Origin of the sequence: Nocardioides aequoreus, from assembly GCF_000720335.1 — a bacterium.
Lineage (GTDB): Bacteria > Actinomycetota > Actinomycetes > Propionibacteriales > Nocardioidaceae > Marmoricola > Marmoricola aequoreus.
On sequence record NZ_JOJN01000003.1, the window covers coordinates 274939 to 300820 of the forward strand.

Consider the following 25882-nt stretch of genomic DNA (forward strand, 5'->3'; position numbering starts at 1 on the left):
CGCGGGCCGGCGCGGGAGTAGAGTGGCGAGTTCCGTTTTTTCCCCGGGAGGACCCGCGTTGAACGAAGACGTGGCCGCGCGCGAGGTCGCGCGCGAGCAGGCGTACGTCGACACCGTCTACACGCATCTCGAGCGTGCCGCAGCCTTCACCCAGGAGCTCGCCAAGGAGGGCCTGGAGCGAGGACGCATCGGCAACGAGGGCGGTCTGGTCGAGCGCGACGCGATGGTCTACCAGGCGGCCCGCCGCCTGGCGACGCTCGACGCGGCGCACGAGGGGCTGGTCTTCGGCCGGCTCGACATGCACCCCGACCTCGACGTGCCGCCGCGCTACATCGGCCGCATCGGGCTGCGCGACGAGTCCTACGACACGCTGCTGGTCGACTGGCGCGCGCCCGCGGCCGCGAAGTTCTACCAGGCCACGCAGGCCGACCCGCAGGGCGTCGTACGCCGCCGCGTGCTGCGCAGCAAGGGCGTCGAGGTGCTCGGCGTCGAGGACGACCTGCTCGACGCGGAGGCCGACACCGACCTCCCCGTGGTCGGCGAGGGCGCGCTGATGGCGCAGCTCTCGCGCGCCCGCGACCGCTCGATGCACTCGATCGTCGCGACCATCCAGGCCGAGCAGGACCGCGCGATCCGGGCGCCCGAGAAGGGCGTCGTGGTGATCAGCGGCGGCCCCGGCACCGGCAAGACGGTCGTGGCGCTGCACCGCGCGGCGTACCTGCTCTACGCCGACCGGCGTCGCTACGAGACCGGCGGCGTGCTCGTCGTCGGCCCGTCGGGCGTCTTCATGCGCTACATCGAGCGGGTGCTGCCGTCGCTGGGCGAGACGGCGGTGGCGCTGCGCTCGCTGGGCGAGGTCGTCGACGGCGTCCGCGCCACCCGGCGCGACGAGCCCGCGGTGGCCGAGGTCAAGGGCTCCGCCGCGATGGCCGAGGTGCTGCGGCGCGCGGCGCGCCAGGCCGTGCCCGACGCTCCCACGAGCTTCCGCTACTTCTACCGCGACGACGTAATCGAGCTGCGCGGACGCGAGCTGGGAGCGCTGCGGCGCCAGCTGCTGTCGCACGGCAAGCGCAACCGCACCGCCACCCGGGTCGCCTCCACGCTCATCGACGCGATGTGGCGGCAGGTGCGGGGCGACCGGGCGCGCGAGCGCACCAAGGAGGACTTCGCCGAGGAGGTCCGTCACGACGACGCCTTCCTGGAGTTCGCCGCCGCGTGGTGGCCCGTGCTCGACGCACCCACGGTGCTCGGCTGGCTGCGCGACCCCGAGCTGCTCGCGCGGATCAGCGAGGGCGTGCTCGGCGACGAGGCCGTGCGGCTGCTGGCGAAGTCGTGGGGCCCGGCCGACGCCGAGCTCTCCGTCGACGACGTGCCGCTGCTCGACGAGCTGCGCTACCTGCTCGGCGACCCGCCGCCGGTCGCCACCGGCTCGGTCGACGACGAGTGGCTCTCCGTCGAGGACCGGGCGCTGGTGGAGCAGCGCGAGGTCGTCACCGCCTCCGACCGCGAGTACGCCGGTCGCCCCGGGTGGACGCCGCCGAGCAACCGCACCGAGGACGACCACTACGCCCACGTGCTGGTCGACGAGGCCCAGGACCTCACCCCGATGCAGTGGCGCATGGTCGGCCGCCGCGGCCGCACCGCCACGTGGACCATCGTCGGCGACGCCGCCCAGTCGTCCTGGCCGGTGCCGGCCGAGGCCGCGGCCGCCCGCGCCGAGGCGCTGCTCTCGCCGTCGGGCCGGGAGAAGCCGCTGCACGACTTCCACCTCTCCACCAACTACCGCAACTCCGCGGAGATCTACGCCTACGCCGCGGCGTACGCCGAGCGGGTCGGCCTCGACGCCGACCTCCCGCACGCCGTCCGCTCCACCGGCGTCGAGCCCGACGAGCGGCAGGTCGACGACCTCGAGCAGGGCGTCCGCGCGGCGCTCGGCGAGCTCGCCGGCGCGCTGGAGGGCACCGTCGGGGTCGTCGTCCCCGCGGCCCGGGTCGGGGAGGTCTCCCGCTGGCTGGCCTCGTGGCCCGAGCACGCCGACGAGTCCGGCTCGCCCGACTCGCGCCTCGTCGTCCTCACCGGCCTGGAGACCAAGGGCCTGGAGTTCGACGGCATCGTGGTGGTGCAGCCGCAGGAGATCGAGGACGAGTCGCCCACCGGCCGCGCCACCCTCTACGTCGTCTACACCCGCGCCACCCAGCGCATGATCACCGTCAGCGGCTGACCCGGGCGCAGCGGTCGGGTCGCCGGGTCTCGAGGCCCTCGCCCGGGGGCTCGGGCACCTCGACCACCCGTGGCTGGGGTGGTCGAGGTGTGAGGCGCGCCAGCGCCGAGCCTCGAGGCCCGGTGAGGCGCGTGTGGTCGGTCGGTTGCCGGGTCTCGAGGCCCTCGCCCGGGGGCTCGGGCACCTCGACCATCCGTGGCTGGGGGTGGTCGAGGTGTGAGGCGCGCCAGCGCCGAGCCTCGAGACCCGGTGAGGTGGGCGCGGGTCGCCCGGGTGCGACGTCCGCCCGGGGGCTGGCCGGGCTCAGTCGTCGTCCGGTGGCGTGCGCGCGGTGGGCCGGGAGGCCAGGTCGGGCAGCGCTGCGAAGTCGCCGCGCGCCAGCGCCTCCCGCTTGGCCCGGCTCCATCCCTGCAGCTGCTTCTCGAAGGCGAAGGCCTCGGGGGCGGTCTCGAACTCCCCGCTCCACAGCAACCGGACTGGTCGTCGACGCCGCGGACGGGTGTACGCCGCCCCCTCGCCGATCTGGTGCTGGTGGAGCCGGGCGGCGAGGTCGACGGTGCTGCCGACGTAGTAGCTGCCGTCGCGGCACTCGAGGAGGTACGTCCACGCCATGGGAGCAGGGTGGTGGATGTCGCCGCCCGCGACACGCCTGCGCTGCCGTCCTGTGGATGACCGACCTCGTGGTGGTGGCTGTGGACGTGAGGTGGTCGGGCGGGTCGCCGGGTCTCGAGGCCCTCGCCCGGGGGCTCGGGCACCTCGACCACCACGGTCGATGGGGTGGTCGAGGTGTGAGGCGCGCCAGCGCCGAGCCTCGAGACCCGGTGAGGTGGGTGTGGTGGGGCGCCGGGTCTCGAGGACCTCGCCCGGGGGCTCGGGCACCTCGACCACCCGGTCGCTGGGGTGGCCGAGCCTCGAGACCCGGTGAGGTGCGGCGCGGGCGTGCGGAGCGGGGGTGGGGCGCGCGCGGGTAGCGTTCTCCCGTGACCGAGACCCCCGATGCCCGCGCCGCGCTCGAGGAGCTGCTGGGGCAGGAGGCGTGGGCGGTGGTGCGGCTGCGCGACAGCGCGACGGTGACCCTGGTCGGTGGGCCGGTGAGCCACGTCGAGCGGCTCACCGACGTGCCGCTGGAGGAGGGGGTGCCGCCGGAGGGCAAGCGCTTCGACCGGCTGGTCGCCGTGCCCTTCCGCCAGGTGCGCGAGCGCGGCTTCCACGCGCACGACGACGGCGCGCCGCTCGCGGTGGTCGAGCTGACCACCGAGCGCGAGGTGCCGCTGGAGGAGCTGCTCGCGGCGCTGCCCGACCTCGAGGCGGCCTACGACGACAAGGGCGGCTTCGAGACCTCCGACGACGACTACGCCGAGGTGGTCGACCGCATCATCCGCGACGAGATCGGCCGCGGCGAGGGCGCCAACCTCGTGGTCGGCCGGCACTACCGCGCGCAGCTGCGCGACTGGGGGCCGCACGCGGCGCTCGGTGTGCTCAAGCGGCTGCTCACGGGCGAGCGCGGCGCCTACTGGACCTACTGCTTCTGGACCGGCGAGCGCTTCCTGATCGGCGCCTCGCCCGAGCGCCACGTCAGCGTGCACGGCGGCGACGTGCGGATGAACCCCATCTCCGGCACCTTCCGGCTGCGCGGCCTCGACGACGAGGTGCGCAAGCCGCGGCTGCTGGAGTTCCTGGCCGACGAGAAGGAGATCTTCGAGCTCTTCATGGTCGTCGACGAGGAGCTGAAGATGATGTGCGACATCTGCCACGAGGGCGGCCAGGTGCTCGGGCCCTTCCTCAAGCCGATGACCCACCTCGTCCACACCGAGTACCTGCTCGCCGGCCGCACCCGCAGCGACGTCCGCGAGGTGCTGCGCGACACCATGTTCGCCGCCACCGTCACCGGTGCCCCGGTGGAGAACGCCTGCCGGCTGATCGAGCAGTACGAGGAGGGCGGCCGCGGCTACTACGCCGGTGCGCTCGCGCTGCTCGGGCGCGACGCCGAGGGCGCTCCCACCGCCGACAGCCCGATCGTGATCCGGACGGCGCAGGTCACCGCCGACGGCGCCCTCACGGTCACGGCGGGCGCGACGCTGGTGCGCGACTCCGACCCGCACTACGAAGTGGCCGAGACGCAGGCCAAGGCCAGCGGCATCCTCGCGGCCTTCGGCCTCGCGCCGGCGGCCACGGGCGAGCCGGCGGCCGTGGCCGACCTGATGCAGGACGAGGACGTGCTGATCGCGCTCGGCTCGCGCAACCAGCGGCTCGCGAAGTTCTGGCTCACCGACCAGGCCGGCGCGGCCCCGGCGGCACCGAGCCTGGAGGGCAGGCGGATCGGCATCCTCCACGGCGAGGACGACTTCGTGAACATGCTGGCCCACGTCTTCTCCGTGCTCGGCATGAGCTCGACGGTGGTGCGGCACGAGGACTACGCCGCCGGCTGCTTCGACGACGTCGACCTCGTCGTCGTCGGCCCCGGCCCCGGCGACCCGCAGCAGCACGACCACCCCAAGATCGCGGCGTACCGGCGCGCGGTCGGCGACCTGCTCGCCAGCGAGCGGCCCTTCCTCGCCGTGTGCCTGGGCCACCAGGTGCTCTGCGACCTGGTGGGCCTCGAGCTGGGGATGAAGGACATCGTCTTCCAGGGCACCCAGAGCCGGGTCGGGCTCGGGGGTCGCACCGAGGCGGTCGGCTTCTACAACACCTTCGTGGCCCGGGTCTCGCCGGACGCGACCGGCGAGTGGGTGCTGCCCGACGGCGTCACCGTCGAGGCCGACGCGGAGACCGGCGACGTGCACCAGGTGGCGGGACCGCACTACCGGGGCGTGCAGTTCCACGCGGAGTCGATCCTCACCGAGAACGGCTTCGCCCTGCTCCGTGGCCTGCTCCTGGAGCTCCTGGGGTGAGAGGGCGCCGCCCTGAGGAGCCGAGGGACGAGGCCTCACGAAGGGTGCTGGTGGTGGACCACTACGACTCCTACACCTGGAGCCTGGTCCACCTGCTGGCCTCGGTCACCGGCGTGCTGCCGGAGGTCGTCGAGCACGACCAGCCGGGCGTCCTGGAGCGGGCGCGCGCCGCCACCCACGTCGTGCTCTCGCCCGGCCCCGGGCACCCCGAGGAGCCCCGCGACTTCGCCCTGGGCCACGCGGTCTTCGACCTCGGCGTGCCCGTGCTCGGTGTCTGCCTCGGCATGCAGGCGCTCGTGACGGCGTACGGCGGCACCGTCGCGCGGGTCGAGCCCGCCCACGGCGAGGTCGCCCTGGTCGACCACGACGGGACCGGGCTCTTCGCGGCCATCGACGGCCCCTTCGAGGCCGTGCGCTACCACTCGCTCGCGGCGACGCGGGTGCCCGAGGTGCTCCGCGTGACCGCGACCGACCGCGTCAGCGGGCTGCCGATGGCGGTCGCGCACACGACGCTCCCGCAGGCCGGCGTGCAGTTCCACCCCGAGTCGGTGCTCTCGCAGCACGGCGCGGCCCTCGTCGCGGCGTTCCTCTCGTGAGCGAGCCCGCAGCAGCGCCGGTGGTCGACGCCGTGCGGGCCGGGCTGGCGCGCAGCGACCGGGTCTTCTGGCTCGACGGCGGAGGGGCACGCGGCTGGTCGGGTCGCCGCTCGCTGGTCGGCGTGCTCGGCGACGACGACGTCTCGCTCTCCTACGACGCCGGGCGCCGCGAGGTGACCCGTCACGCCGGCGGCGCCGACGAGGTCGTCGGCGACGACGTCTTCACGGTCCTGGAGTCCGAGCTCGCGCGCGACGCCGGCGACCCGGGCGTGCACTGGGTCGGCTGCCTGGGGTACGCCGCCCGCCCCGACCTCCCCGCCCGGCCGTGGGGCCGCGGTCCCGACGCTGTGTGGCTGCGCTGCACCGACGTGCGCTTCTTCCGCCACGACGGGTCTCGACAGGCTCGACCAGCGGGAGGGGCTCGACCGGCAGCAGGGGCTCGACCAGCAGAGCCGGTCGAGCCTGTCGAGACCCCGCCCCCCTGGTACGCCGCCGCCTTCGCCCGGGTGCAGGAGCAGCTGCGGGCCGGCAACTCCTACGAGGTCAACCTCACCTACCGGGAGCAGGTGCCTGGGGCCGACGACCTGCTCGGCGCCTACCTGCGGCTCCGGGCGGCCAACCCGGCGCCGTACGCCGGCCTGCTCACGCACCGCGGCACCCACTTGCTCAGCAGCAGCCCCGAGCGCTTCGCGACGATCGACGCCGACCGGTGGCTGGAGACCAGGCCGATCAAGGGCACGACGCCGCGGGGCGCCGACGCGGTCACCGACGCGCGGCTGGCCGAGCGGCTCGCGACCGACCCGAAGTTCCGCGCCGAGAACCTGATGATCGTCGACCTGCTCCGCCACGACCTGGCCTCGGTCTGCGACGTGGGCACGGTCTCGGTGCCCCACCTGATGGAGGTGGAGTCGTACGCCGCCGTGCACCAGCTGGTCAGCACCGTGCGCGGGCGGCTGCGCGAGGAGGTCGGCACGGTGGCGGCGCTGCGCGCGCTCTTCCCCGCGGGCTCGATGACGGGCGCACCGAAGCGGCGCACCATGGAGGTGGTCGACGCCGTGGAGCAGGACGCGCGCGGCCTCTACGCCGGGGCCTTCGGGTGGGTCTGTGCCGACGGCCGGGCCGACCTCGGCGTGGTCATCCGCTCGCTGCTCGGGGCGCCCGACGGCAGCTGGTGGCTGGGCACCGGTGGCGGCATCACGGTGCGCTCGGACGTGGCCGAGGAGTGGGCCGAGACGCGGTGGAAGGCCGAGCGGCTGCTGGGCGCACTGGGCGCCCCGCCGTCCTGACGGACGCGCGAGGGCGCCGTACCCCCCGGCTCTCGGGTTCCGGGAGGTACGGCGCGTGGGGCCGCGGGCCGGCGGGGAGACCGCCCCGCCCGCGGGGTCAGGAGGTCGAGGTGCCCTCGTCGGAGGCCAGCGTGGCGGTCGTGGTGCGGGTGTCGCCGTCGCGCTGGTAGGTCAGCGTGACCTCGTCGCCAGGGCGGTGCCCGCGGATGGTGGCGACCAGCGAGTCGGGTCCCTCGATGACCTGGTCGTCGACCTTGGTGATGACGTCGCCCTCCTGGAGGCCTGCCTCCCCGGCGGCACCGCTCGGCTCGACCTGGCTCACCAGCGCACCGGGCGCGGGGTTGTCGATGGTGGCCTCGGGCTCGCCGACCGAGACGCCCAGGCGGGCGTGGGTCGGGGTGTCGCCGGCGACGATCTGGTTGACGATCGGCAGCACCTCGTCGATGGGGATCGCGAAGCCCAGGCCGATCGAGCCCGACTGGCCGCTGCTCTCGCTCGCGGTGCGGATCGAGGAGTTGATGCCGACCACGCGACCGGACATGTCGACCAGCGGACCACCGGAGTTGCCGGGGTTGATCGCGGCGTCGGTCTGCACGGCCGGGTAGGTCGTCGACTGCGAGGCCGTCTGGCCCTGCTGCTGGCCGAAGGGGTCCGGCTGCTGCGGCTGGCTGCCCACCGAGACCGGGCGGTTGAGGGCGCTCACGATGCCGGAGGTGACCGTGGCGTCGAGGCCGAAGGGCGACCCGATGGCGACCACGGACTGGCCGACCTTGAGGTCGTCGGACTGCCCGATCGACGCCGGCGTCAGGTCGCTGACCCCCTCGGCGCGGATCACCGCGATGTCGACGAGCGGGTCGGTGCCGACGACGGTGGCGCGGGCCGTGGTGCCGTCGTTGAAGCTCACCGAGATGGCGCCGTCGCCCTCGGCGCCCTCGACCACGTGGTTGTTGGTGAGGATCTCGCCGTCCTCGCTCAGCACGATGCCGGATCCTGACCCGGCGCCCTCCTGCCCGACCACGTTGACCTTCACCACGCTCGGCAGCACGGCGTCGGCCACCGACTCGACGGTGCCGTCCTCGACCACGGAGGTCTTGGTGGCCTCGAACTCGGTCGGCGCGGTGCGCGTCGCGGCCGGGCCGTCGCCGTTGAGGGCGTCGTACGCCGCGGCCCCGCCGACGCCGGCCGCGCCGCCGACCACCAGGGCCGCCACGAGGACCCCGGCGACGAGCCGCTTGCGGCCACGCTCGCGGGGGGGCGCGGTGGCGACGGCCGCGGGCGCGGCGTAGGGGGCGCCGGCCCAGATCGGCGGCTCGTCGAAGCGCCGGGTGTCCTCGGTGGGGGCGGTGGAGGGGTGGTGGCCGGCGACGGGCTGGTCGCCGGCGGGAGGGCCGACCTGACCAGGCGCGACGCCCGGCGCCTGGCTCGTGCCGGGCTGCGGTCGGTCGGTGGAGGCGGCGTCCGACGGCGGGGGGAAGAGCGGGCGGGTGTGCTCGTCGTGCGAGTCGGCCTCACCCGGGCGGCGGTTGTCCTCGGTCATGTCCACCATCGTGCGCGCCCATCCTGAGAGCCCGCTGGGAGGGCCCTACGACTCGCCTGGAAATCGTCGGGCGCCGACGCCGGGCTAGGTCCGGGCGACCGAGCGGGCCGCGGCGTCGTCGACCCCGGGAGGGTTCGGCGTGCCGGGGACGTGGAACCAGAAGGCCGCGCCGCCGTCGGGTCCGGTGCCGGCCCGCACGACGCCACCGTGCCGGTCGGCCACGGCCTTGACGATCGACAGGCCGAGCCCCGAGCCGGGCATGGTGCGCGACTCCGCCGAGCGGTAGAAGCGCTCGAAGACGTGCGGCAGGTCGACCGCGGCGATGCCGGACCCCTGGTCGGCGACCATCACGGTGCCCTCGGCGACCTCGACGGTGACCACACCACCGCCGGGGCTCCACTTCACGGCGTTGTCGAGCAGGTTGGTGATCGCCCGCTCCAGGGCCGCGGCGTCGCCCATCACCCACCACGGCCGCGTCGAGACCTCGAAGGAGACGGTGGTGGTGCGACGGCGCACGCGCGTGACCGCCTGGGCGACCACGGCGGCGAGCTCGACCGGCTCGACGGACGGGGCGCTCGGGGCGTCGCGCGCCAGCTCGGTGAGGTCGCCGATCAGCTGGGTGAGCTCGTCGATCTGGGCGCGGACGTCGTCGAGCAGCTCGCGGCGCGCCTCGCGGGAGAGGTGGTCGGAGGACTCGGCCTGCGCGAGCAGGTCGAGGTTGGTGCGCAGCGAGGTGAGCGGGGTGCGCAGCTCGTGACCGGCGTCGGCGACGAGCTGTCGCTGCCGCTGCTGAGAGGCCGACAGCGCGGCCAGCATCGCGTTGAAGGCGACCGCGAGCCGAGCCACCTCGTCGTTGCCCTCGACGGTGATCGGGCGCAGCTGCTCGGTGCGCGCGATCTGCTCCACGGCGGTGGTCAGGCGGCGGACCGGGCGCAGGCCGTTGCGCGCGACCGCCCAGCCGGCCAGGCCGGCCGAGACCATGCCGAGGGTGCCGAAGAGCAGCATCACCAGGCCGAGCCGGTCGAGCATCCGGTCGGTCGGCTGCAGCGACTGCGCCAGGATCAGCGCCTCCCCGGACTGCGCGGGCACCGCCACCACGCGGTAGCGCTCCCGGTCGATCAGCACCGTGCGCGCCGACCACGCCTCGGTGCCGAGCGCAACCTTGGCCTCGGGCAGGTAGTCCATCGACGCGCTGGTCTGACCGTCGGCGCTCTGGATCAGGCCGGTGCGGGCGTCGAGGAAGAGGATCTTGACGTCGGCGGCGCCGAGCATCCACGGCGGCACCTGCTGGCGCTGCAGCACCTCGAGGGTGTCGGTGTGCGCCGCCTGCGCGGCGCGGGTGCGCAGCGACTCGTCGAGGCTGTCGAGGGTCTGCATCCGCACCGTGGCGTACGCCGCGAAGGCGACGCCGGTCACCGCCAGGCCGACCGCGATCGTGGTGAGCAGGGTGACCCGGCTGGCCAGCGAGCGGCGGTAGCGCCACGTGCCACGGCGCCCGACGGGTCCGCCGTCGCCGCCGGGGTACGCCGCGCCGCTCACCGCTGTCTCACTTCTGGCTCACCGCTGCCTCACTGGCTCTCGCGCAGCACGTAGCCGACACCGCGCACGGTGTGCAGCAGCCGGGGCTCGCCGGCCTCCTCGGTCTTGCGCCGCAGGTAGCCGACGTAGACCTCCAGGCTGTTGGCGGTGGTGGGGAAGTCGAAGCCCCAGACCTCCTCGAGGATGAAGGAGCGCTCGAGCACCCGACGCGGCCGGCGCAGGAAGAGCTCGAGCAGGTTGAACTCCGTGCGCGTCAGCTCGATGGCGCGGCTGCCGCGGCGTACCTCGCGGCTGGCGAGGTCCATCGAGAGGTCGGAGAAGGCCAGCCGCTCGTCGCCCTCGTCGGTCGGCGTCACGCGCCGCAGCAGCGCCCGCAGGCGGGCGAGCAGCTCCTCGAGGGCGAAGGGCTTGGTGAGGTAGTCGTCGGCGCCGGCGTCGAGTCCCTCGACCCGGTCGCCGACCGCGTCGCGCGCGGTGAGCACCAGGATCGGCACGGAGTTGCCCACCTCGCGCAGCGCACGCGTCGTCTCCAGCCCGTCGAGGCGCGGCATCATCACGTCCATCACGACGGCGTCGGGGTCGATCGCCCCGATCCCGGCCAGCGCCTCCGCGCCGTCGCTCGCCGTCGAGACCTGGTAGCCGTTGAACTCCAGCGACCGTCGCAGCGACTCGCGCACGGCCCGGTCGTCCTCCACGACCAGCACGTGCTGCCGCTCCTGATCCGCACTCACGCAGGCAAGGGTGCCACTGGTGGCTGAGCGGGCGCTGAGACGCGCGCCGGGCCGGGCGCTTTCCGCGGGGAAAGCGGGTGGGTCCCGCTTTCCGCGTGACCGGGTCGTCGTACGTCGGCGTGTCGGGTGCCGTCGGCGCGGAAACCCGGGCGCGGGGGTCTTTCCCCGCGGAAAGGCCGGCGGCAGCGGCTCAGGCGTAGCGGCGCGCGAGCTCGGCGGCGCGCTGGCCGTAGTGGCCGCCGAAGAGGGCGGCGTGGACGAGCACGGGGTGGAGCTGGTGCAGCGGCTGCCGCTCCTCCCAGCCGTCGGCGAGGGGGCTGGCCTCGGCGTAGGTGTCGAGCAGGCGTCCCAGGTGCGGCAGGCCGAAGAGGGCGAGCATGGCGAGGTCGGTCTCGCGGTGGCCGCCGTGCGCGGCGGGGTCGACCAGGGTGGCGTGGTCGACCGACCAGACCACGTTGCCCGACCAGAGGTCGCCGTGGAGCCGCGCCGGGGGCTCCGCCGGTCCGGCGAGCTCCACCAGGCGGCGTACGACGGACTCGACGGCGGCGACCTCGTCGCGCGCGACGTGGCCGCGGTCGCGGGCCAGCTTGAGGTAGGGCAGCACCCGCGTGGTGGCGTAGAAGTCGGGCCACGTGGTCGTCTGCTTGCCCGGCAGCGGCAGCGTGGCGATGTAGCCGTCGGCGCCCTCGATCCCGCCGTACGCCGGGGCGCCGCTGGCGTGCAGCTCGGCGAGCTCGCGACCCAGCCGGGCCGCCACCTCGGGCGTCGGCCGCGCGTGCTCGACCCAGCCGAGCACGAGGCAGTCGTGCTCGACGGCCAGGACCTCGGCGACCGGGGCGACGCCGGGCTCGGCCAGCCAGCGCAGGCCGCGCGCCTCGACCTCGAAGAAGTCCTCCGGCGCGTGCGCCCGGGTCTTCACCAGCGCCGAGGTGCCGTCGGAGAGCCGCACCCGCGTCGCGGTGCAGACGTCGCCGCCCGCCACCGGGGTGGTGGACACGACGGCGCTGTCGAGCAGCCGCTCGACCCGCTCCGCCACGCCCCGCATCCGTGCCACGCCCCTCAGCCTGCCGCGACACCGGTCACGACGCCAGGGCGCGCTCGTCGGGAGGACGGCCTCAGGCGGTGCGGGCGACCGGCCGGCACCACCCCGGGTCGCGGCCGAGGTGTGCCAGCAGCCGGTCGGCCGCCGGAGCGCCCGCGGGCAGCGGCACGGCCGGCGCGAAGCGGCGTCCGCGGTCGCCGACGACGGCCCGCGCGACCGGGAGCAGCCGCTCGCCGAGGTCCTCGGGCAGGGCGTAGGGAGCCTCGACGGTGCGGGCGACGTCCCAGCCGTGCACCAGCACCTCGACCGCCCCGACGAGGGCGAGCGTGTCGCGGCCGAGCGGCAGGTCGTCGATCCGCACGGAGGCCGAGGTGACGCGGGCCGCCCACGCGGTGCGGGTCTCGAGGGCGCGGCGGCACACCCGGTCGACCAGGGCGCCGGTGTCGTCGCCGGGAGCCGGCTCCACCGCCACGTGGCCGAGCCGCGCCGCCTCGCCCAGCGCCGCGAGCGAGTCGTGCATGTGGACGAGGAGGTCGCGCAAGGTCCACGCCGCGCAGGGCGTCGGCAGGAGCGGGTCGGCGGCGCGGGCCAGCTGCAGCGAGCCGCAGGTCCACGTCAGCGCGGCGTCGAGGACCGCCAGCGAGGGCGGTCGCTGACGCGGGGCCACGTCAACCGCCGACGTACGACGCGGGCAGCCGCTCGGGCAGCCCGAAGGTGCGGAAGAGCTCGCTCGCTCCCGCGTGCGGCTGGGCGTCGGGGCCGACCGGCACGTCGTCGCGGCTCAGGTCGAAGAAGGCCACCACGTGCTGCACCAGCCCGCCGACGATCTGCAGCACCTGCAGCTGGAAGGGCACGAAGTCGCCGTCGGGGGTGCGCATGTAGAGCCCGAAGGCCGGCTGGCCGTTGGCCGTGGTGCGGATCATCGGCATGTCCTGCGGGCCACCGGGGCAGTTGTGCTGGATCAGCTCGCCGATCGTCTCGGGGCCCTGGTACCAGCCGGTGAAGGGCGGCATCTCCCAGACGGCGTCGGCCGCGAGCATGGTGGCCAGCGCCTGGGTGTCCTTGGCCCAGAACGCCGCGGTGTAGCGGTCGAGCATCTGCTCCAGCTCGGGGGTGAGCTCGTCCTCGACGGTGCCCTCGGTCAGCTGCTTCTCCGCGAGCTGCGCGTGAGCGCGCTGCAGCGCGCTGTTGACCGCCGCGACGGTCGTGTCGAGCGCCTGGGCGGTCTCCTTCGCGCTCCACCGCAGCACGTCGCGCAGCACCAGCACGGCCCGCTGCCGCGGGGGCAGGTGCTGCAGCGCGGCGACGAAGGCGAGCCGGATGGCGTCGCGGTTGCCGACGACCTCGGCCGGGTCGACGTTGGCGACGTCGACCATCACGTCGGGCATCGGCTGCAGCCACGGCACCTCGTCGGCGGTCACCAGCTCGTCGGTCGCGCCCGAGTCGGGCATGCCGAGGCCGGTCGGCAGCGGCCGGCGTCCCTTGCGCTCCAGGCCGGTGAGGCACACGTTGGTGGCGATCCGGTAGAGCCAGGTGCGCACGCTCGAGCGGCCCTCGAAGTCGTCGAAGGCCTTCCACGCGCGCAGGTAGGTCTCCTGCACCATGTCCTCGGCGTCGTAGACCGACCCGGTCATCCGGTAGCAGTGCGCCGTCAGCTCGCGACGGAACTGCGCCGTGGCCTGGTCGAATCCCTCCGGTGCGGGCACGGCGGTTGTGGCGTCGTCGAGCTGGGTCATGCGTCCTCCTGGTGCGGTCTCCCGAGCGTACGTAGCCATAGACCCCGCGTCAGCCCTCGACTCATCGGTGCCGCTCAGCCCAGGAGTCGGCGCAGGTCCTCGACCAGCGTGTCGCTGGTGCGCTCGACCACCGCCAGCACGTCGGCGAAGCCCTCGTCGCCGCCGTAGTAGGGGTCGGGCACCTCCCGGTCGTGCGGCGTCGCGAGCGGGTCGAAGGAGCGGAAGAGCCGCACCCGCTCCGTCTCGCCCCGGCCACCGGTGAGCTCGTGCAGGTTGGCGGCGTCCATGGCCAGGAGCAGGTCGTGCTCGTGCCACGCGGGCGACAGGTGCTGCGCGCGGTGGCGGCTGGCGTCGTAGCCCGCGGTGGTCAGCTGCGCGGCCGCCCGCGGGTCCATGGCCTTGCCGACGTGCCAGGAGGCGGTGCCGCAGCTGGCCACGGCGACGCGGGAGGAGAGCCCGGCCGCCTCGACGCGCTGCGAGAGCACCACGTCGGCCATCGGCGAGCGGCAGATGTTGCCCAGGCACACCAGCCCGATCCGGTACGGCGTGCCGAGCGGCTCCGGCAGGGTCACCGCTTGGCGCCGGGCAGCAGGGCGGTGAGCACCATCAGCGCCAGCGAGATCACGATCGAGCCCCACACCGCCGGCCAGAAGCCGCTGACCTCGAAGGCGACGCCGAGGGCGTCGGCGATGACGCCGCCGAGCATGAGCATCAGCGCGTTGATGACGATCCAGAAGAGGCCGAGCGTGAGCACGATGAAGGGGATCGAGAGCACCCGCACGATCGGGCGCACCACGGCGTTGACGGCGCCCAGCACCGCCCCGACGACCACGAGGTTGAGCGCGAGCTCCCCGCCCTCGCCGCCCACGCGGATGCCCGGCACCAGCAGGTCGGCGACCCACAGGGCGACCGCGTTGACCACGAGCCACAGGAGGATCTGCATGTCGCGAGTCTAGGAGTCGCGCGAGACCACCACGTCGAGCAGCGAGCTCTCCGCCTCGGCGAGGTGGGCCTCGAGCTCGGCCAGGGCGGCCTCGGTGTCGCCCGACTCGACCAGGCGCACCAGCTTCTCGTGGGAGTAGACCTGCTCGGCGGCGTTGCCCCGGGAGCGGTCGACGTGCGCGAGGGCGACGCGCATCTCGGCGTAGAGCCCGTCGGCGAAGGCCAGCAGCCGCTCGGAGCCGGCCAGCCCGACCAGCGCCCGGTGCACGCGCAGGTGGGCGGCGGTGAACTCGGTGATCGGCCCGTCGAGCGTCCGCACCTCGGCGTACGCCGCCAGCGCCTCGCGCAGCTCGGTGCGGGCCTCGGCACCGGAGCCGGCGTACGCCCGCACCCCGGCGCTCTCGGCGACCAGTCGCGCGCGGGTCACCTCGCGCACCTGCACGGCGTCCATGCGGCGCACCTGGATGCCGCGACGGGGGAGCCGGTCGGCGAGCCCCTCGGCGACGAGCACGCCGAGCGCCTCGCGCACCGTGGAGCGCGCGACCCCCAGGGCGTGGGCCAGCGCGACCTCGCGCAGCGGCGTCCCGGGCTCGATCTCGCCCTCGAAGAGGGAGCGGCGCAGCTCCTCCACCGCACGGTCGACCGTCGAGATCGACTCGAGGCTGAGCCCGGCGTAGGGGTCGCTGGCGGAGGAGGGCGGCATCGGCCCTCATTGTCGGACAGATCACGTGTCGGGCCAACCCCGGGTGTGCGACACTGGCGTCGGATTGTCTGACAATCAGGCAACTGTGATCCTCGTCTCCAGGAGGTGCCGTGAGCACTGCTCGTCCGTCCCGCCCGCTCGACCGCTCCCTGGAGTGGGGCCGCCACTACCTGGCCGTCTCGCCCGACCACTTCCGCATCGACTACGCGATCAACCCCTTCATGCGGCTCGACGACCAGCCCGACCCGGTGCGCACCCGCGCGCAGTGGGACGCCATGGTCGGCGCGATCGAGGCCGCCGGCGCGCGGGTGGAGGTGCTGCCGCAGCTGGCCGAGACCCCCGACATGGTCTACGCGATGAATCTCGGGCTCGCCATGCAGCGCCCCGACGGCAGCCCCCACGTGGTGCTCTCGCACATGCGCTACGCCGAGCGCCGCGGCGAGACCCCGGCGGCGCAGGCCTGGTTCGCGGCGTACGGCGCCACCACGCAGCGCGTCGGCGCCGAGGGCGTCGGCGCCCACCTCGAGGCGGGCGACGCCTTCGCCTGGCGCGGCGAGCTGGTGGTCGGCTTCGGCCCGCGCACCGAGGAGCTGGCCCTCAAGCACCTGGCCACCGAGCTGCAGGTCGCCGTGCGTGGCCTGCGCATCGTGCACCCGGGGATGTACCACCTCGACCTGGCCTTCTGCCCGCTCACCGAGACCGCGGCGATGGTCTGCCCCGACGCCCTCGACGACGCATCGGCCGAGGCCCTGCTCGCGCTGGTGCCCGACCCCCTGGTGCTCAGCGAGGCCGAGACGATGACCTTCTGCGCCAACTCCGTGGTCGTCGGCCGCACCGTCGTCATGCCCGCCTGCCCCGACCGGGTGCGGCACTGGCTCGAGCGGCGTGGGCTGGAGGTCGTCGTCGTCGACGTGACCGAGCTGCAGAAGGGCGGCGGCGCGGTGCGCTGCCTGACCAACCCCCTCGACGTACGCCTCGGACGCGACCTGGTGGAGGTGCCCGGGGGCCGGGTGCTGCTGCCCTGAGCGGCGCGGGCCTCCTAGGGTCGGAGGCGTGAGCACACCTCCCCAGCCGCGGGCCGCGGTCGCGGCCATCCCGGCGTACGTCGCGGGCAGGCCGCCGGTGGCCCGCGACGGCCGTCGCGTCTACAAGCTGTCGTCCAACGAGAACCCCTACCCGCCGCTGCCCGGCGTGGTCGAGGCCGCCGAGCGGGCGGCGCGGCAGATGAACCGCTACCCCGACATGGGCAACACCGCGCTCTACGCCGCCCTCGCGGGGCGGCTCGGCGTCGACGCCGGTCAGCTGGCCGCCGGCACCGGCTCGGTGGCGGTGCTCTACCACCTGCTGCAGGCCTTCTGCGAGCCCGGCGACCAGGTGGTGCATGCCTGGCGCTCCTTCGAGGCCTACCCGATCGCGATCACCGCGAGCGGGGCGGAGGGGGTCCGGGTACCGCTGCTGGCCGACGGCCGCCACGACCTCGACGCGATGGCCGACGCGATCACCGAGCGCACGCGGGTGGTGCTGGTGTGCACCCCCAACAACCCGACGGGGCCCAGCGTCACCGGCACCGAGCTGCGCGCCTTCGCCGAGCGGGTGCCGGCGCACGTGCTGCTCGTGGTCGACGAGGCCTACCGCGAGTTCGTGCGCGCCGACGACCCGGCCGACCCGGTCGCCCTGCTCGCCGAGCACGCCCACGTCGCGGTGATGCGCACCTTCGCGAAGGCCTACGGCCTGGCCGGCTTCCGCGTCGGCTACCTGGTCGCCCACCCCGAGGTCGCCGCCGCCGTGCGTGCCTGCTCATTGCCCTTCGGCGTCTCCAGCGTGGCCCAGGCGGCCGCCGCCGCGGCGCTGGAGGCCGAGCCCGAGCTGCTGGCCCGGGTCGACGCCCTCGTGGCCGAGCGCGACCGCGTGCGGGGGGCGCTGCTCGCGCAGGGGTGGGAGGTGCCGGACGCCCAGGGCAACTTCGTGTGGCTCCCGCTCGGCGCCGACGCGCTCGGCTTCACCGCGGCCGCCGAGGAGGCCGGGATCTCGGTGCGACCCTTCGCCGGCGACGGCGTCCGCGTGAGCATCGGGGAGCCGGAGGCCAACGACCTCCTGCTCGGTGTCGCGGAGCGCTGGAAGGAACGTTCCACCCCCTGACTCGTTGAAACTTGTCAGATATGGGCAAACTGCTCCCATGGGGAGTGACAAGGGGACCGGCTCGTACGTCGAGCCCGGCAAGGGCTTCGACCGCGACATGAACTACATCCCGGACCGGATCGTCCGGGACCCGCAGCCCGACGCCGACCCGCCGCAGTGGCCGGTCGAGCCGGGCCGCTACCGGCTCGTGGCGGCCAAGGCCTGTCCGTGGGCCAACCGCGCGATCATCGTGCGCCGGCTGCTGGGGCTCGAGGACGTCATCTCCCTCGGCCTGTGCGGCCCGACCCACGACGCGCGCAGCTGGACCTTCGACCTCGACCCGGGCGGCGTCGACCCGGTGCTCGGCATCGAGCGGCTGCAGCAGGCCTACTTCGCGCGCTTCCCCGACTACCCGCGCGGCATCACCGTGCCGGCGATGGTGGAGGAGTCCACCGGCCAGGTCGTGACCAACGACTTCCCGTGGATCACCCACGACTTCTTCTTCGAGTGGCGCGACCACCACCGCCCCGACGCGCCGGACCTGTGGCCCGACGACGTCCGCGAGGAGATGGACGCGGTGATGAAGCGGGTCTTCACCGAGGTCAACAACGGCGTCTACCGCTGCGGCTTCGCCGGCTCCCAGGAGGCCTATGACGACGCCTACGACCGGCTCTGGACCGCGATGGACTGGCTCGAGGAGCGGCTGGCCGACCGCCGCTACCTGATGGGCTCGACCATCACCGAGGCCGACGTGCGCCTCTTCACCACGCTGGCGCGCTTCGACCCCGTCTACCACGGCCACTTCAAGTGCAACCGCAACAAGCTCACCGAGATGCCGAACCTCTGGGGCTACGCCCGCGACCTCTTCCAGACCCCCGGCTTCGGCGAGACCGTCGACTTCGACCAGATCAAGGCGCACTACTACGTCGTCCACACCGACGTGAACCCCTCGGGCATCGTCCCGAAGGGTCCCGACCTCGCCGGCTGGCACACGGCCCACGGCCGCGAGCGGCTGTAGTCGCCGGCGTACCAGCCGTCAGGCGCCGGGGGTCGAGGCCGGTGCCTCGCCGCGGACGACGAAGTCGCGCTGGCGGATGAGCACGAGGCACAGCGCGCCGCAGACGTAGGCGACCACGGCGGAGATCAGCGTGATGTGGTTGAGCGCGTCGACGACGCCGGTGGTGCCGACCTGGGTGACCAGGTCGGCGGCCGCGCTGCCACCCCGGGTGCCGGCGGCCTCGGCGGCGGCGCGCACCTGGCCGCCCGAGAGGGCGGCGACGAGGCCGTCGAGCGCGTCGCCGGAGGGGACGGCGCTCGCGAGCGCAGGGCGGACGGCGTCGGTGACCTGCTGGGCGAAGATCGACCCGAGCGCGGCGATGCCGGTGGCGATGCCGACCTGGCGGAAGGTCGAGTTGACGCCGCTGGCCATCCCCGAGCGCTCGACGGGCACGACGCCCACGGCGGTCGAGGCGAGCGGCGGGTTGATCATGCCGATCGCGAGCCCGCAGACCACCATGCCGGGGATCAGGTGGGTCCAGGCCGACTCGGTCGTCAGGCCGCGCAGCAGCAGCAGCCCGGTGCCGAGCAGCAGGAAGCCGGGGGCGATGAGCCACTTCACCGGCACCTTCTCGGTGAGCCGGCCCGCCGCGACGGCCGCGACGAAGGACGCCGCCGAGAGGAAGAGGAAGCGGACGCCGGTCTCGACCGCGGAGTAGCCGAGCACGTTCTGCACGTAGATGACCAGGTAGGTCAGCAGCGAGAAGATCGACGCCGAGACGCCGAACGCCGCGACCAGGCCGCCGACGAAGGTCGGCTTGCGCAGCAGCGACAGGTCGAGCATCGGCGAGCGCTGGCGCTGCTGGCTGACCACGAAGCCCACCAGCAGCACCGCGGCCACCCCCAGCGACCAGAGCACCCGCGTCGAGCCCCAGCCGAGCTGACCGGCCTCGATCAGGCCGTAGACCAGGGCTCCGAGCGCGACCGAGAAGGTCGCGAAGCCGAGCCAGTCGGGGCGTCCGGCGCGCGGGTCGTGCGACTCGCGCACCCGCCAGGCCGTCACGACGAGGGCGACCAGGCACAGCGGCACGTTGACGAAGAAGATCCAGCGCCACGACAGCCCCGAGGTGAGCACGCCGCCCAGCACCGGGCCGATCGCGACCGCGACGCCCGTGACGGCGCCGAAGGCGCCGAAGGCCACCCCGCGGTCCTTGCCGCGGAAGGCGCTGGCGAGCAGGGCCAGCGCGGTGGCGAACATGGCGGCGCCGCCGATGCCCTGGAAGGCGCGCGACCACGTCAGCACGGTGATGTCGGTGGCGGCGCCGCAGGCGATCGAGCCGAGGGTGAAGAGCACGGTGCCGACGAGGAAGAGGCGCTTGCGGCCGTAGAGGTCGGCCAGCGAGCCCGCGGTCAGCAGCAGCGAGGCGAGGCTGAGCGCGTAGGCGTCGATCACCCACTGCAGGTCGGAGATCGAGGCGTCGAGCTCGGTCTGGATGTCGGGCAGCGCGACGTTCACGATCGTGATGTCGAGCAGCAGCATGAAGACGCCGAGGCAGACCGCGGCGAGGGTCCACCACTTCGGGTCGGTGGCGGGTCGGCCGGCGCGGTGGGCGGGCGCGGTGGCGGTGTCGGTCATCGGACCTCGTGAGGTGGGCGCGGAGCAACCGTCAAGGAGTTAACGATCACCTGAAGTACGGTACGCCGTGTGCAGGATCCGTCAAGTGGCTGACGATCTGGCAAGGTACGAGTGTGACCGAGTCGACCGCCGGGAGTGCCTCCGGCAGCCCCGCCGACGGCGGCCCCGTGCTGCTGGCGGAGCTCGCCGTCCTGCCCGGTCACCTGCTCTGGCGAGCCGCGGCACGGGTCACCGCGACCGCCGCGACCGAGCTCCCCGACGAGGTCGACGTGCACGCCTACGCCGTGCTGGTCGCGCTCAAGGGGGGCGCCGTCCGGTCGCAGCAGGACCTCGCCGACGGGATCGCGGTCAGCCGCACCACGATGACCAAGGTCGCGCGCGACCTCGTCCGGGCAGGCCTGGTCGCGCGCGTGCGCAACCCTGAGGACCGTCGCTCCTACGCCCTCTCCCGCACCCCGGCGGGCACGCGCGCCGAGGCGACCTGGCGCGCGCACGTGCTGCGGGTGCAGCGCGCGGTGGCGCCGGGGCTGAGCGTGCCCGAGCGGGCCGACCTGGCGGACCTGCTCCGCCGCGTGGTCGAGCCGCGCCTGTCGGCCGACATCCCGGCCGAGCTGTGGTCGGCCCTGGGCTTCCTGGTCGTCAAGGCCCACGCCGTGGCGCACCGTGACGTGCTGGCCGCGCTGGAGCCGTGGGGCCTGGAGCCACGCCACCTCGGCTCCTCGACCGTGCTGCGCGCGCTCGGCCCGGTGCCGCAGGTGGCGCTGGCCCGCGCCCTCGGCGTCACCCCTGCCAGCACCGTGCAGATCGTCGACGAGCTCGAGCGACTCGCCCTGGTCGAGCGCCGCCGCTCCACGACCGACCGGCGCACCCAGCTGCTGCACCTGACCCCCGGCTCGGCCGCGGTGCTGCCCGAGGCGGGACGCGCCGCCGGCCGGGCGATGGACGACGTGCTCGGGGTGCTCGACGCCTCCGAGCGCTCGCGGCTCGTCGCGCTGCTGCAGCGCTTCGTGACGAGTGCGACTTCCTAGGACTCCTGCAGCTCGCTCTTCAGCTTGAGCACGGTCGTCCCGTCCTCCTGCTCGATGACGTACGCCGGGTCGTCCTTGCTGCCGTCGCGCGTGACCTGCTCGCCCTTCGACGTCCGGCTCACCTTCTCGTGGTGGGTGCTCTGCACCGTGCCCTCGGCGGTGTTGCTGCCCCACTTCCAGCTGACCTTGCTGCCCTTGCGGATGGCCATGGCGGTCTCCTTCCCGAGTCCTCGATCGTGACGCTGTGAGGGGGGTACCCGGCCACGTCGGCGTTTCGCGCCCGGCTGCGGGCCGCGCGCGGGAGAGGGTGGGGGCGCAGCAGAGCACGGCGCACACCCACCTGCGCACACACACTGGGGGACGGATCGAGGAGGAGCCCATGGTCAGCATGCGACGCAAGCGTCCGGAGGACGGCACGGGGGAGCAGCCCGGAGGGACCCCGCACGACGGGACCCTGCACGATGGCACCCTGCGCGACGGGCAGGCGCCGCCGGCGGCCGAGCCGGTCGACCCGGCGTACGAGCGCTTCGGGGGCGTCAACCTCGGGGCCGCCTTCTTCGGCTGGATGGTCGCCGTGGGCATGACCGTGCTGCTCACCGCGATCGTGGGAGCGGTGTACGCCGTCGTCGGGCAGAGCGTCACCGTCGACGAGCTGCAGGCGGGGGCGGACCTGACCACCGCGGGCATCGTCACGGGCGTGGTGCTGCTGGCCGTGCTGCTGGTCGCCTACTACTCCGGCGGCTACGTCGCCGGCCGGATGTCGCGCTTCGATGGCGGCCGCCAGGGCCTCGCCGTCTGGCTCCTCGCCCTGCTCTTCGCGGTGCTCGCCGCGGTCGCCGGCTGGGTCGCCGGGGAGCGCTACCAGGTGCTCGACCGGGCCGACCTGCCCACGCTCTCGGTCACCACCCAGGACCTGACCGTGGCCGGCGTCGTCAGCCTCGTCGTCGTCCTCGGCGGCACCCTGCTGGCCGCCATGGCCGGCGGCAAGGTCGGGCGCCGCTACCACGTGCGCGTCGACCGCGCCCTCTGACGCCGAGCCGACACCCGGCCGTGATTTCCGGCCTTACCTGACCGCGCGGTAGGTTTCTCCCACGGTGTGGCCCCGGTCACACCGCCTGGCTCTGCCCGGACGCGGCACCACCCTCGCCGCCCGGGCGCTGACGAACGCCGGTGCGGTGACCCCGCGGCGGTGCGAGACGACGAAGGAGCGGCGATGACGCCTACCCCGAACCCCGGTCCCGACTTCGGCCCCGGCCTCGCCGAGGTCTTCGGGCCGCAGCAGCAGGACGGCGGTCCCGAGCTGGTGCAGCTGCTCACGCCGGAGGGGGAGCGGCGCCACCACGACGACTTCGACCTCGACTTCTCCGCCGAGCAGCTCCGCGGCTTCTACCGCGACATGGTGCTCGTGCGCCGCCTCGACACCGAGGCCACCGCGCTGCAGCGTCACGGCGAGCTCGGCATCTGGGCGCAGCTGCTGGGCCAGGAGGCGGCGCAGATCGGCTGCGGTCGCGCGCTGCGTCCCCAGGACTACGTCTTCCCGACCTACCGCGAGCACGGCGTCGCGTGGTGCAAGGGCGTCGACCCGCTCGACCTGCTCGGCCTCTTCCGCGGCGTCGACCACGGTCGCTGGGACCCGCGGGAGAACAACTTCCACCTCTACACGATCGTCATCGGCGCGCAGGCGCTGCACGCCACCGGCTACGCCATGGGCGTCCAGCGCGACGGCGCGGTCGGCACGGGCGACCCCGAGCGCGACACCGCGGTCGTGGCGCACTTCGGCGACGGCGCGAGCAGCCAGGGCGACGTCAACGAGGCCTTCATCTTCGCCGCGTCCTACCAGGCGCCGGTGGTCTTCTTCTGCCAGAACAACCAGTGGGCGATCTCGGAGCCGATCGAGCGGCAGAGCCGGATCCCGCTCTACCAGCGCGCCCTCGGCTTCGGCTTCCCCGGCGTGCGGGTCGACGGCAACGACGTGCTCGCGACGTACGCCGTCGCCCAGGCCGCGCTGCAGCGGGCGCGCGAGGGCAGCGGGCCGACCCTGGTCGAGGCCTACACCTACCGGATGGGCGCGCACACCACGACCGACGACCCCACGCGCTACCGCGTCGACGACGACGTGGAGCACTGGAAGCTCAAGGACCCCATCGCCCGGCTCGAGGTCTACCTGCGGCGCAACGGCCTGATCGACGACGACTTCCAGGCGACCCTCAAGCAGGAGGCCGACGACCTGGGTCACCGGCTGCGCGAGGGCTGCAAGGCCCTGCCCGACCCGGCCCCGTCGGCGATGTTCGACCACGTCTACGCCGAGGAGACCCCCGAGCTGCGGGCGCAGCGCGAGGGCTACGCGGCGTACCTCGGGTCCTTCGAGGAGGCCGGCCGATGAGCGCGCAGCGGACCACCCGGATCACCCTCGCCAAGGGCCTCAACATGGGGTTGCGCCGGGCGATGGAGGACGACCCCAAGGTGCTGGTGATGGGGGAGGACGTCGGCAAGCTCGGCGGCGTCTTCCGGATCACCGACGGCCTGCAGAAGGACTTCGGCGAGGACCGCGTGATCGACTCCCCGCTGGCGGAGTCGGGCATCGTGGGCACGGCCGTCGGCATGGCGCTGCGCGGCTACCGCCCGGTGGTGGAGATCCAGTTCGACGGCTTCGTCTACCCGGCGTACGACCAGATCGTCTGCCAGGTCGCGAAGATGTGCTACCGGTCGAAGGGCCGCACGCCGATGCCGATGGTGATCCGGATCCCCTTCGGCGGCGGCATCGGTGCGGTCGAGCACCACTCCGAGAGCCCCGAGGCGCAGTTCGCCCACACCCCCGGCCTCAAGGTCGTCGCGTGCTCCAACCCCGTCGACGGCTACTGGATGATCCAGCAGGCCATCGCCAGCGACGACCCGGTGGTCTTCCTGGAGCCCAAGCGGCAGTACCACGCCGACAAGGCCGACCTCGACGAGACGACGACCCCGGAGCCGCTCTTCGCCTCCCGCGTCGTGCGCCGCGGCACCGACGCCACCGTGGTCGCCTACGGCCCGACGGTCAAGACCGCGATGCGGGCCGCCGAGGCCGCCGCCACCGAGGGCCAGAGCCTCGAGGTGGTCGACCTGCGCACCCTCAGCCCGCTCGACCTCGACCCGGTCTACGACTCGGTGCGCCGCACCGGCCGCCTGGTCGTGTGCCACGAGGCGCACGTCAACCTCGGCATGGGGGCGGAGGTCGCCGCCCGGGTCGCCGAGGAGTGCTTCTACTCGCTGGAGGCCCCGGTGCTGCGGGTCGGCGGCTTCGACACGCCGTACCCCGCCTCCCGCATCGAGGAGGACTTCCTGCCCGACCTCGACCGCGTGCTCGACGCCGTCGACCGCTCGCTCGCCTACTGACCGGAGGACACCGTGGCTGACTACCTGCTGCCCGACGTCGGCGAGGGGCTGACCGAGGCCGAGATCGTGGCCTGGCGCGTCAAGGAGGGCGACACGATCGAGATCAACGACGTCGTCGTCGACATCGAGACCGCGAAGTCGATCGTCGAGCTGCCCTCGCCGTACGCCGGCACCGTCACTGCCCTGCTCGTCGCCGAGGGCGAGACCGTCGAGGTCGGCACGCCGATCATCTCGATCGGTGCCGCCGACGCGACGTCGCCGGCGCCCGCCCGGGAGGAGCCGCCTGTCGCCGACATGGTCATCGACCTCTCCAACCCCGCCGCCTCCGGAGGCGGCGAGGGCGAGAGCCTGGTCGGCCGCAACAAGGCCGACCGCGGGCCGCAGCGGCGTCCGCGCAAGGGCTCGGCCTCGCCCTCGAGCCCGGCGGCCGCCGCCACCCAGATGCAGCTGCAGGGCGCCTTCGCGCCCGGCGGCGCGCAGAGCCAGCCGGTCGTGGAGTCCGAGGAGCCGGCCGTGCCCGCCCGGGCCGCCCGGGTCGAGGGGCCGCCCGACGCCTTCGTGCCCGACCGCGCCCGCGGCGACGTCCGCGTGCTCGCCAAGCCGCCGGTGCGCAAGCTGGCGAAGGACCTCGGCGTCGACCTCGCCGACCTGACCCCCTCCGGCGCCGGCGGCACGGTCACCCGCGACGACGTGCAGGCCGCCGCCTCGGGAGGCCCTCTGGGGCCGAAGGCACGCGACACGCCGAGCTCCGAGAGCCCCGTGGCCGGAAGACCCGGCGAGCGGGAGTGGCGCGAGCCGGTCAAGGGCGTGCGCAAGATGATGGGCGAGGCGATGGTGGGCTCCGCCTTCACCGCCCCCCACGTCACCGAGTGGGTGACCGTCGACGTCACCCGCACCACCGAGCTCGTCGAGCGGCTGCGCGCCCACCGCGACTTCCGCGACGTCAAGGTCAGCCCGCTGCTGGTGCTGGCCAAGGCCGCGCTGCTCGCGCTGCGGCGTACGCCGGTCGTCAACTCCACGTGGGACGACGCCGCCCAGGAGGTCGTCTTCAAGCGCTACGTCAACCTCGGCATCGCCGCGGCCACCCCGCGCGGGCTGGTGGTGCCCAACGTCAAGGACGCCGACGCGCTCGACCTGCGCGGCCTGGCCGAGGCGCTGGCCGCGCTGACGGCCACGGCGCGGGAGGGTCGCACGCAGCCCGCCGACATGGCGGGCGGCAGCTTCACCATCACCAACGTCGGGGTCTTCGGCGTCGACGCCGGCACCCCGATCATCAACCCGGGCGAGTCCGCGATCCTCTGCTTCGGCGCTACCAGGCGGGCGCCGTGGGTCGTGGGCACCGGCGCGGAGGAGCGGCTGGAGATCCGCGACGTCTGCACGCTGGCGCTCTCCTTCGACCACCGGCACGTCGACGGCGAGGCCGGCTCGCGCTTCCTGGCCGACGTCGCCGCGATCATGGAGGACCCCGCCAGCGCGCTGCTCTACGCGTGACAGACGTCATGACGTGC

24 protein-coding genes are annotated in these 25882 nt (G+C 74.1%); 12 read left to right on the top strand and 12 right to left on the bottom strand.

Features of this window, described 5'->3' with window-relative positions; all coding sequences use genetic code 11:
• The first annotated feature begins 58 nt into the window (after positions 1-58).
• Positions 59-2221, top strand: coding sequence for a HelD family protein (locus IG63_RS0107740; RefSeq protein WP_030483805.1), 2163 nt, complete (start codon positions 59-61; stop codon positions 2219-2221).
• A gap of 303 nt (positions 2222-2524) precedes the next feature.
• On the opposite strand, the gene IG63_RS0107750 is transcribed toward IG63_RS0107740, so the two are convergent.
• Positions 2525-2833, bottom strand: a complete 309-nt coding sequence (locus IG63_RS0107750; RefSeq protein ID WP_030483807.1) for a GIY-YIG nuclease family protein — start codon at positions 2831-2833, stop codon at positions 2525-2527.
• Positions 2834-3201: 368 nt separating this feature from the next.
• On the opposite strand from IG63_RS0107750, the gene IG63_RS0107755 reads away from it, so the two are divergent.
• Genes IG63_RS0107755 through IG63_RS0107765 form a run of 3 tightly spaced genes read left to right on the top strand, consistent with a single transcriptional unit; the run spans position 3202 to position 6994 of the window.
• Positions 3202-5112, top strand: coding sequence for a chorismate-binding protein (locus IG63_RS0107755; RefSeq protein ID WP_030483808.1), 1911 nt, complete (start codon positions 3202-3204; stop codon positions 5110-5112).
• A gap of 53 nt (positions 5113-5165) precedes the next feature.
• Positions 5166-5708, top strand: coding sequence for an anthranilate synthase component II (locus tag IG63_RS0107760; protein WP_245604362.1), 543 nt, complete (start codon positions 5166-5168; stop codon positions 5706-5708).
• Complete coding sequence (locus IG63_RS0107765; RefSeq protein WP_030483810.1) at positions 5705-6994, top strand: anthranilate synthase component I family protein; 1290 nt, start codon at positions 5705-5707, stop codon at positions 6992-6994. Before IG63_RS0107760 ends, IG63_RS0107765 begins: the two co-directional genes overlap by 4 nt.
• A gap of 97 nt (positions 6995-7091) precedes the next feature.
• Here IG63_RS0107765 and IG63_RS20520 read toward each other — a convergent pair whose 3' ends face one another.
• The 9 genes from IG63_RS20520 to IG63_RS0107810 form a co-directional block, all read right to left on the bottom strand.
• The gene (locus tag IG63_RS20520) at positions 7092-8531 is read right to left on the bottom strand and encodes a S1C family serine protease (protein ID WP_084596871.1); all 1440 of its coding nucleotides are present in this window, start codon (positions 8529-8531) and stop codon (positions 7092-7094) included.
• A gap of 84 nt (positions 8532-8615) precedes the next feature.
• Complete coding sequence (locus IG63_RS0107775; RefSeq protein WP_084596819.1) at positions 8616-10070, bottom strand: sensor histidine kinase; 1455 nt, start codon at positions 10068-10070, stop codon at positions 8616-8618.
• A 29-nt stretch (positions 10071-10099) separates the two neighbouring features.
• Positions 10100-10801: a response regulator transcription factor gene (locus IG63_RS0107780; RefSeq protein ID WP_051706350.1), complete on the bottom strand. Its 702-nt coding sequence runs from the start codon at positions 10799-10801 to the stop codon at positions 10100-10102.
• A gap of 190 nt (positions 10802-10991) precedes the next feature.
• A complete protein-coding gene (locus IG63_RS0107785) occupies positions 10992-11846 on the bottom strand; it encodes a fructosamine kinase family protein (protein WP_036194714.1) in 855 nt (284 codons plus the stop codon).
• A 70-nt stretch (positions 11847-11916) separates the two neighbouring features.
• Positions 11917-12510 carry a TIGR03086 family metal-binding protein gene (locus IG63_RS0107790; protein WP_030483815.1) on the bottom strand — a complete coding sequence of 198 codons (594 nt, stop codon included), beginning with the start codon at positions 12508-12510 and terminating at the stop codon, positions 11917-11919.
• Between the two features lies 1 nt (position 12511).
• Positions 12512-13579, bottom strand: a complete 1068-nt coding sequence (locus tag IG63_RS0107795) for a sigma-70 family RNA polymerase sigma factor (protein ID WP_084596821.1) — start codon at positions 13577-13579, stop codon at positions 12512-12514.
• A gap of 74 nt (positions 13580-13653) precedes the next feature.
• A complete protein-coding gene (locus IG63_RS0107800; protein ID WP_030483817.1) occupies positions 13654-14151 on the bottom strand; it encodes a low molecular weight protein-tyrosine-phosphatase in 498 nt (165 codons plus the stop codon).
• Entirely contained in the window at positions 14148-14522 is a 375-nt protein-coding gene (locus tag IG63_RS0107805) for a phage holin family protein (RefSeq protein WP_030483818.1), read from the bottom strand. Before IG63_RS0107805 ends, IG63_RS0107800 begins: the two co-directional genes overlap by 4 nt.
• A 9-nt stretch (positions 14523-14531) precedes the next feature.
• Positions 14532-15224: a GntR family transcriptional regulator gene (locus IG63_RS0107810; protein ID WP_051706351.1), complete on the bottom strand. Its 693-nt coding sequence runs from the start codon at positions 15222-15224 to the stop codon at positions 14532-14534.
• A gap of 110 nt (positions 15225-15334) precedes the next feature.
• Between IG63_RS0107810 and IG63_RS0107815 the strand changes: the two genes are divergently transcribed.
• From IG63_RS0107815 to IG63_RS0107825, 3 genes are read left to right on the top strand one after another with little or no spacing between them, the layout of a single operon-like run.
• Complete coding sequence (locus IG63_RS0107815; RefSeq protein ID WP_051706353.1) at positions 15335-16249, top strand: dimethylarginine dimethylaminohydrolase family protein; 915 nt, start codon at positions 15335-15337, stop codon at positions 16247-16249.
• Between the two features lie 28 nt (positions 16250-16277).
• Entirely contained in the window at positions 16278-17363 is a 1086-nt protein-coding gene (gene hisC, locus IG63_RS0107820; RefSeq protein WP_030483821.1) for a histidinol-phosphate transaminase, read from the top strand.
• A 37-nt stretch (positions 17364-17400) separates the two neighbouring features.
• Positions 17401-18360, top strand: coding sequence for a glutathione S-transferase family protein (locus IG63_RS0107825; RefSeq protein WP_030483822.1), 960 nt, complete (start codon positions 17401-17403; stop codon positions 18358-18360).
• 18 nt (positions 18361-18378) lie between these two features.
• On the opposite strand, the gene IG63_RS0107830 is transcribed toward IG63_RS0107825, so the two are convergent.
• Positions 18379-19974, bottom strand: a complete 1596-nt coding sequence (locus IG63_RS0107830; protein ID WP_051706354.1) for an MFS transporter — start codon at positions 19972-19974, stop codon at positions 18379-18381.
• A 113-nt stretch (positions 19975-20087) separates the two neighbouring features.
• Here IG63_RS0107830 and IG63_RS21390 point away from each other — a divergent pair, with 113 nt between their 5' ends.
• Positions 20088-21002 carry a MarR family winged helix-turn-helix transcriptional regulator gene (locus tag IG63_RS21390; protein WP_051706356.1) on the top strand — a complete coding sequence of 305 codons (915 nt, stop codon included), beginning with the start codon at positions 20088-20090 and terminating at the stop codon, positions 21000-21002.
• Here the strand turns inward: IG63_RS21390 and IG63_RS0107840 are convergent.
• Positions 20999-21211 carry a hypervirulence associated TUDOR domain-containing protein gene (locus IG63_RS0107840; protein WP_030483825.1) on the bottom strand — a complete coding sequence of 71 codons (213 nt, stop codon included), beginning with the start codon at positions 21209-21211 and terminating at the stop codon, positions 20999-21001. The genes IG63_RS21390 and IG63_RS0107840 overlap by 4 nt on opposite strands.
• A gap of 170 nt (positions 21212-21381) precedes the next feature.
• Here IG63_RS0107840 and IG63_RS0107845 point away from each other — a divergent pair, with 170 nt between their 5' ends.
• The 4 genes from IG63_RS0107845 to IG63_RS0107860 all read left to right on the top strand — a co-directional run bounded on the left by IG63_RS0107845 (position 21382) and on the right by IG63_RS0107860 (position 25865).
• Positions 21382-22032 carry a hypothetical protein gene (locus IG63_RS0107845; RefSeq protein WP_051706358.1) on the top strand — a complete coding sequence of 217 codons (651 nt, stop codon included), beginning with the start codon at positions 21382-21384 and terminating at the stop codon, positions 22030-22032.
• Between the two features lie 183 nt (positions 22033-22215).
• Complete coding sequence (pdhA, locus tag IG63_RS0107850; RefSeq protein WP_030483827.1) at positions 22216-23385, top strand: pyruvate dehydrogenase (acetyl-transferring) E1 component subunit alpha; 1170 nt, start codon at positions 22216-22218, stop codon at positions 23383-23385.
• A complete protein-coding gene (locus tag IG63_RS0107855; RefSeq protein WP_030483828.1) occupies positions 23382-24374 on the top strand; it encodes an alpha-ketoacid dehydrogenase subunit beta in 993 nt (330 codons plus the stop codon). Before pdhA ends, IG63_RS0107855 begins: the two co-directional genes overlap by 4 nt.
• 12 nt (positions 24375-24386) lie before the next feature.
• On the top strand, positions 24387-25865 hold the full coding sequence (locus IG63_RS0107860; RefSeq protein WP_030483829.1) for a dihydrolipoamide acetyltransferase family protein: 1479 nt from the start codon (positions 24387-24389) through the stop codon (positions 25863-25865).
• Positions 25866-25882: the final 17 nt, after the last annotated feature.

Bases quoted from the DNA above. Each gene is read 5' to 3' on its own strand.
- IG63_RS0107845 (WP_051706358.1), top strand. From the start codon at position 21,382: ATGGTCAGCATGCGACGCAAGCGTCCGGAGGACGGCACGGGGGAGCAG.
- IG63_RS20520 (WP_084596871.1), bottom strand. From the start codon at position 8,531: ATGACCGAGGACAACCGCCGCCCGGGTGAGGCCGACTCGCACGACGAG.
- IG63_RS0107825 (WP_030483822.1), top strand. From the start codon at position 17,401: ATGGGGAGTGACAAGGGGACCGGCTCGTACGTCGAGCCCGGCAAGGGC.
- IG63_RS0107750 (WP_030483807.1), bottom strand. From the start codon at position 2,833: ATGGCGTGGACGTACCTCCTCGAGTGCCGCGACGGCAGCTACTACGTC.
- IG63_RS0107785 (WP_036194714.1), bottom strand. From the start codon at position 11,846: ATGCGGGGCGTGGCGGAGCGGGTCGAGCGGCTGCTCGACAGCGCCGTC.
- IG63_RS0107805 (WP_030483818.1), bottom strand. From the start codon at position 14,522: ATGCAGATCCTCCTGTGGCTCGTGGTCAACGCGGTCGCCCTGTGGGTC.
- IG63_RS0107810 (WP_051706351.1), bottom strand. From the start codon at position 15,224: ATGCCGCCCTCCTCCGCCAGCGACCCCTACGCCGGGCTCAGCCTCGAG.
- IG63_RS0107855 (WP_030483828.1), top strand. From the start codon at position 23,382: ATGAGCGCGCAGCGGACCACCCGGATCACCCTCGCCAAGGGCCTCAAC.
- IG63_RS0107840 (WP_030483825.1), bottom strand. From the start codon at position 21,211: ATGGCCATCCGCAAGGGCAGCAAGGTCAGCTGGAAGTGGGGCAGCAAC.
- pdhA (WP_030483827.1), top strand. From the start codon at position 22,216: ATGACGCCTACCCCGAACCCCGGTCCCGACTTCGGCCCCGGCCTCGCC.
- IG63_RS0107830 (WP_051706354.1), bottom strand. From the start codon at position 19,974: ATGACCGACACCGCCACCGCGCCCGCCCACCGCGCCGGCCGACCCGCC.
- IG63_RS0107795 (WP_084596821.1), bottom strand. From the start codon at position 13,579: ATGACCCAGCTCGACGACGCCACAACCGCCGTGCCCGCACCGGAGGGA.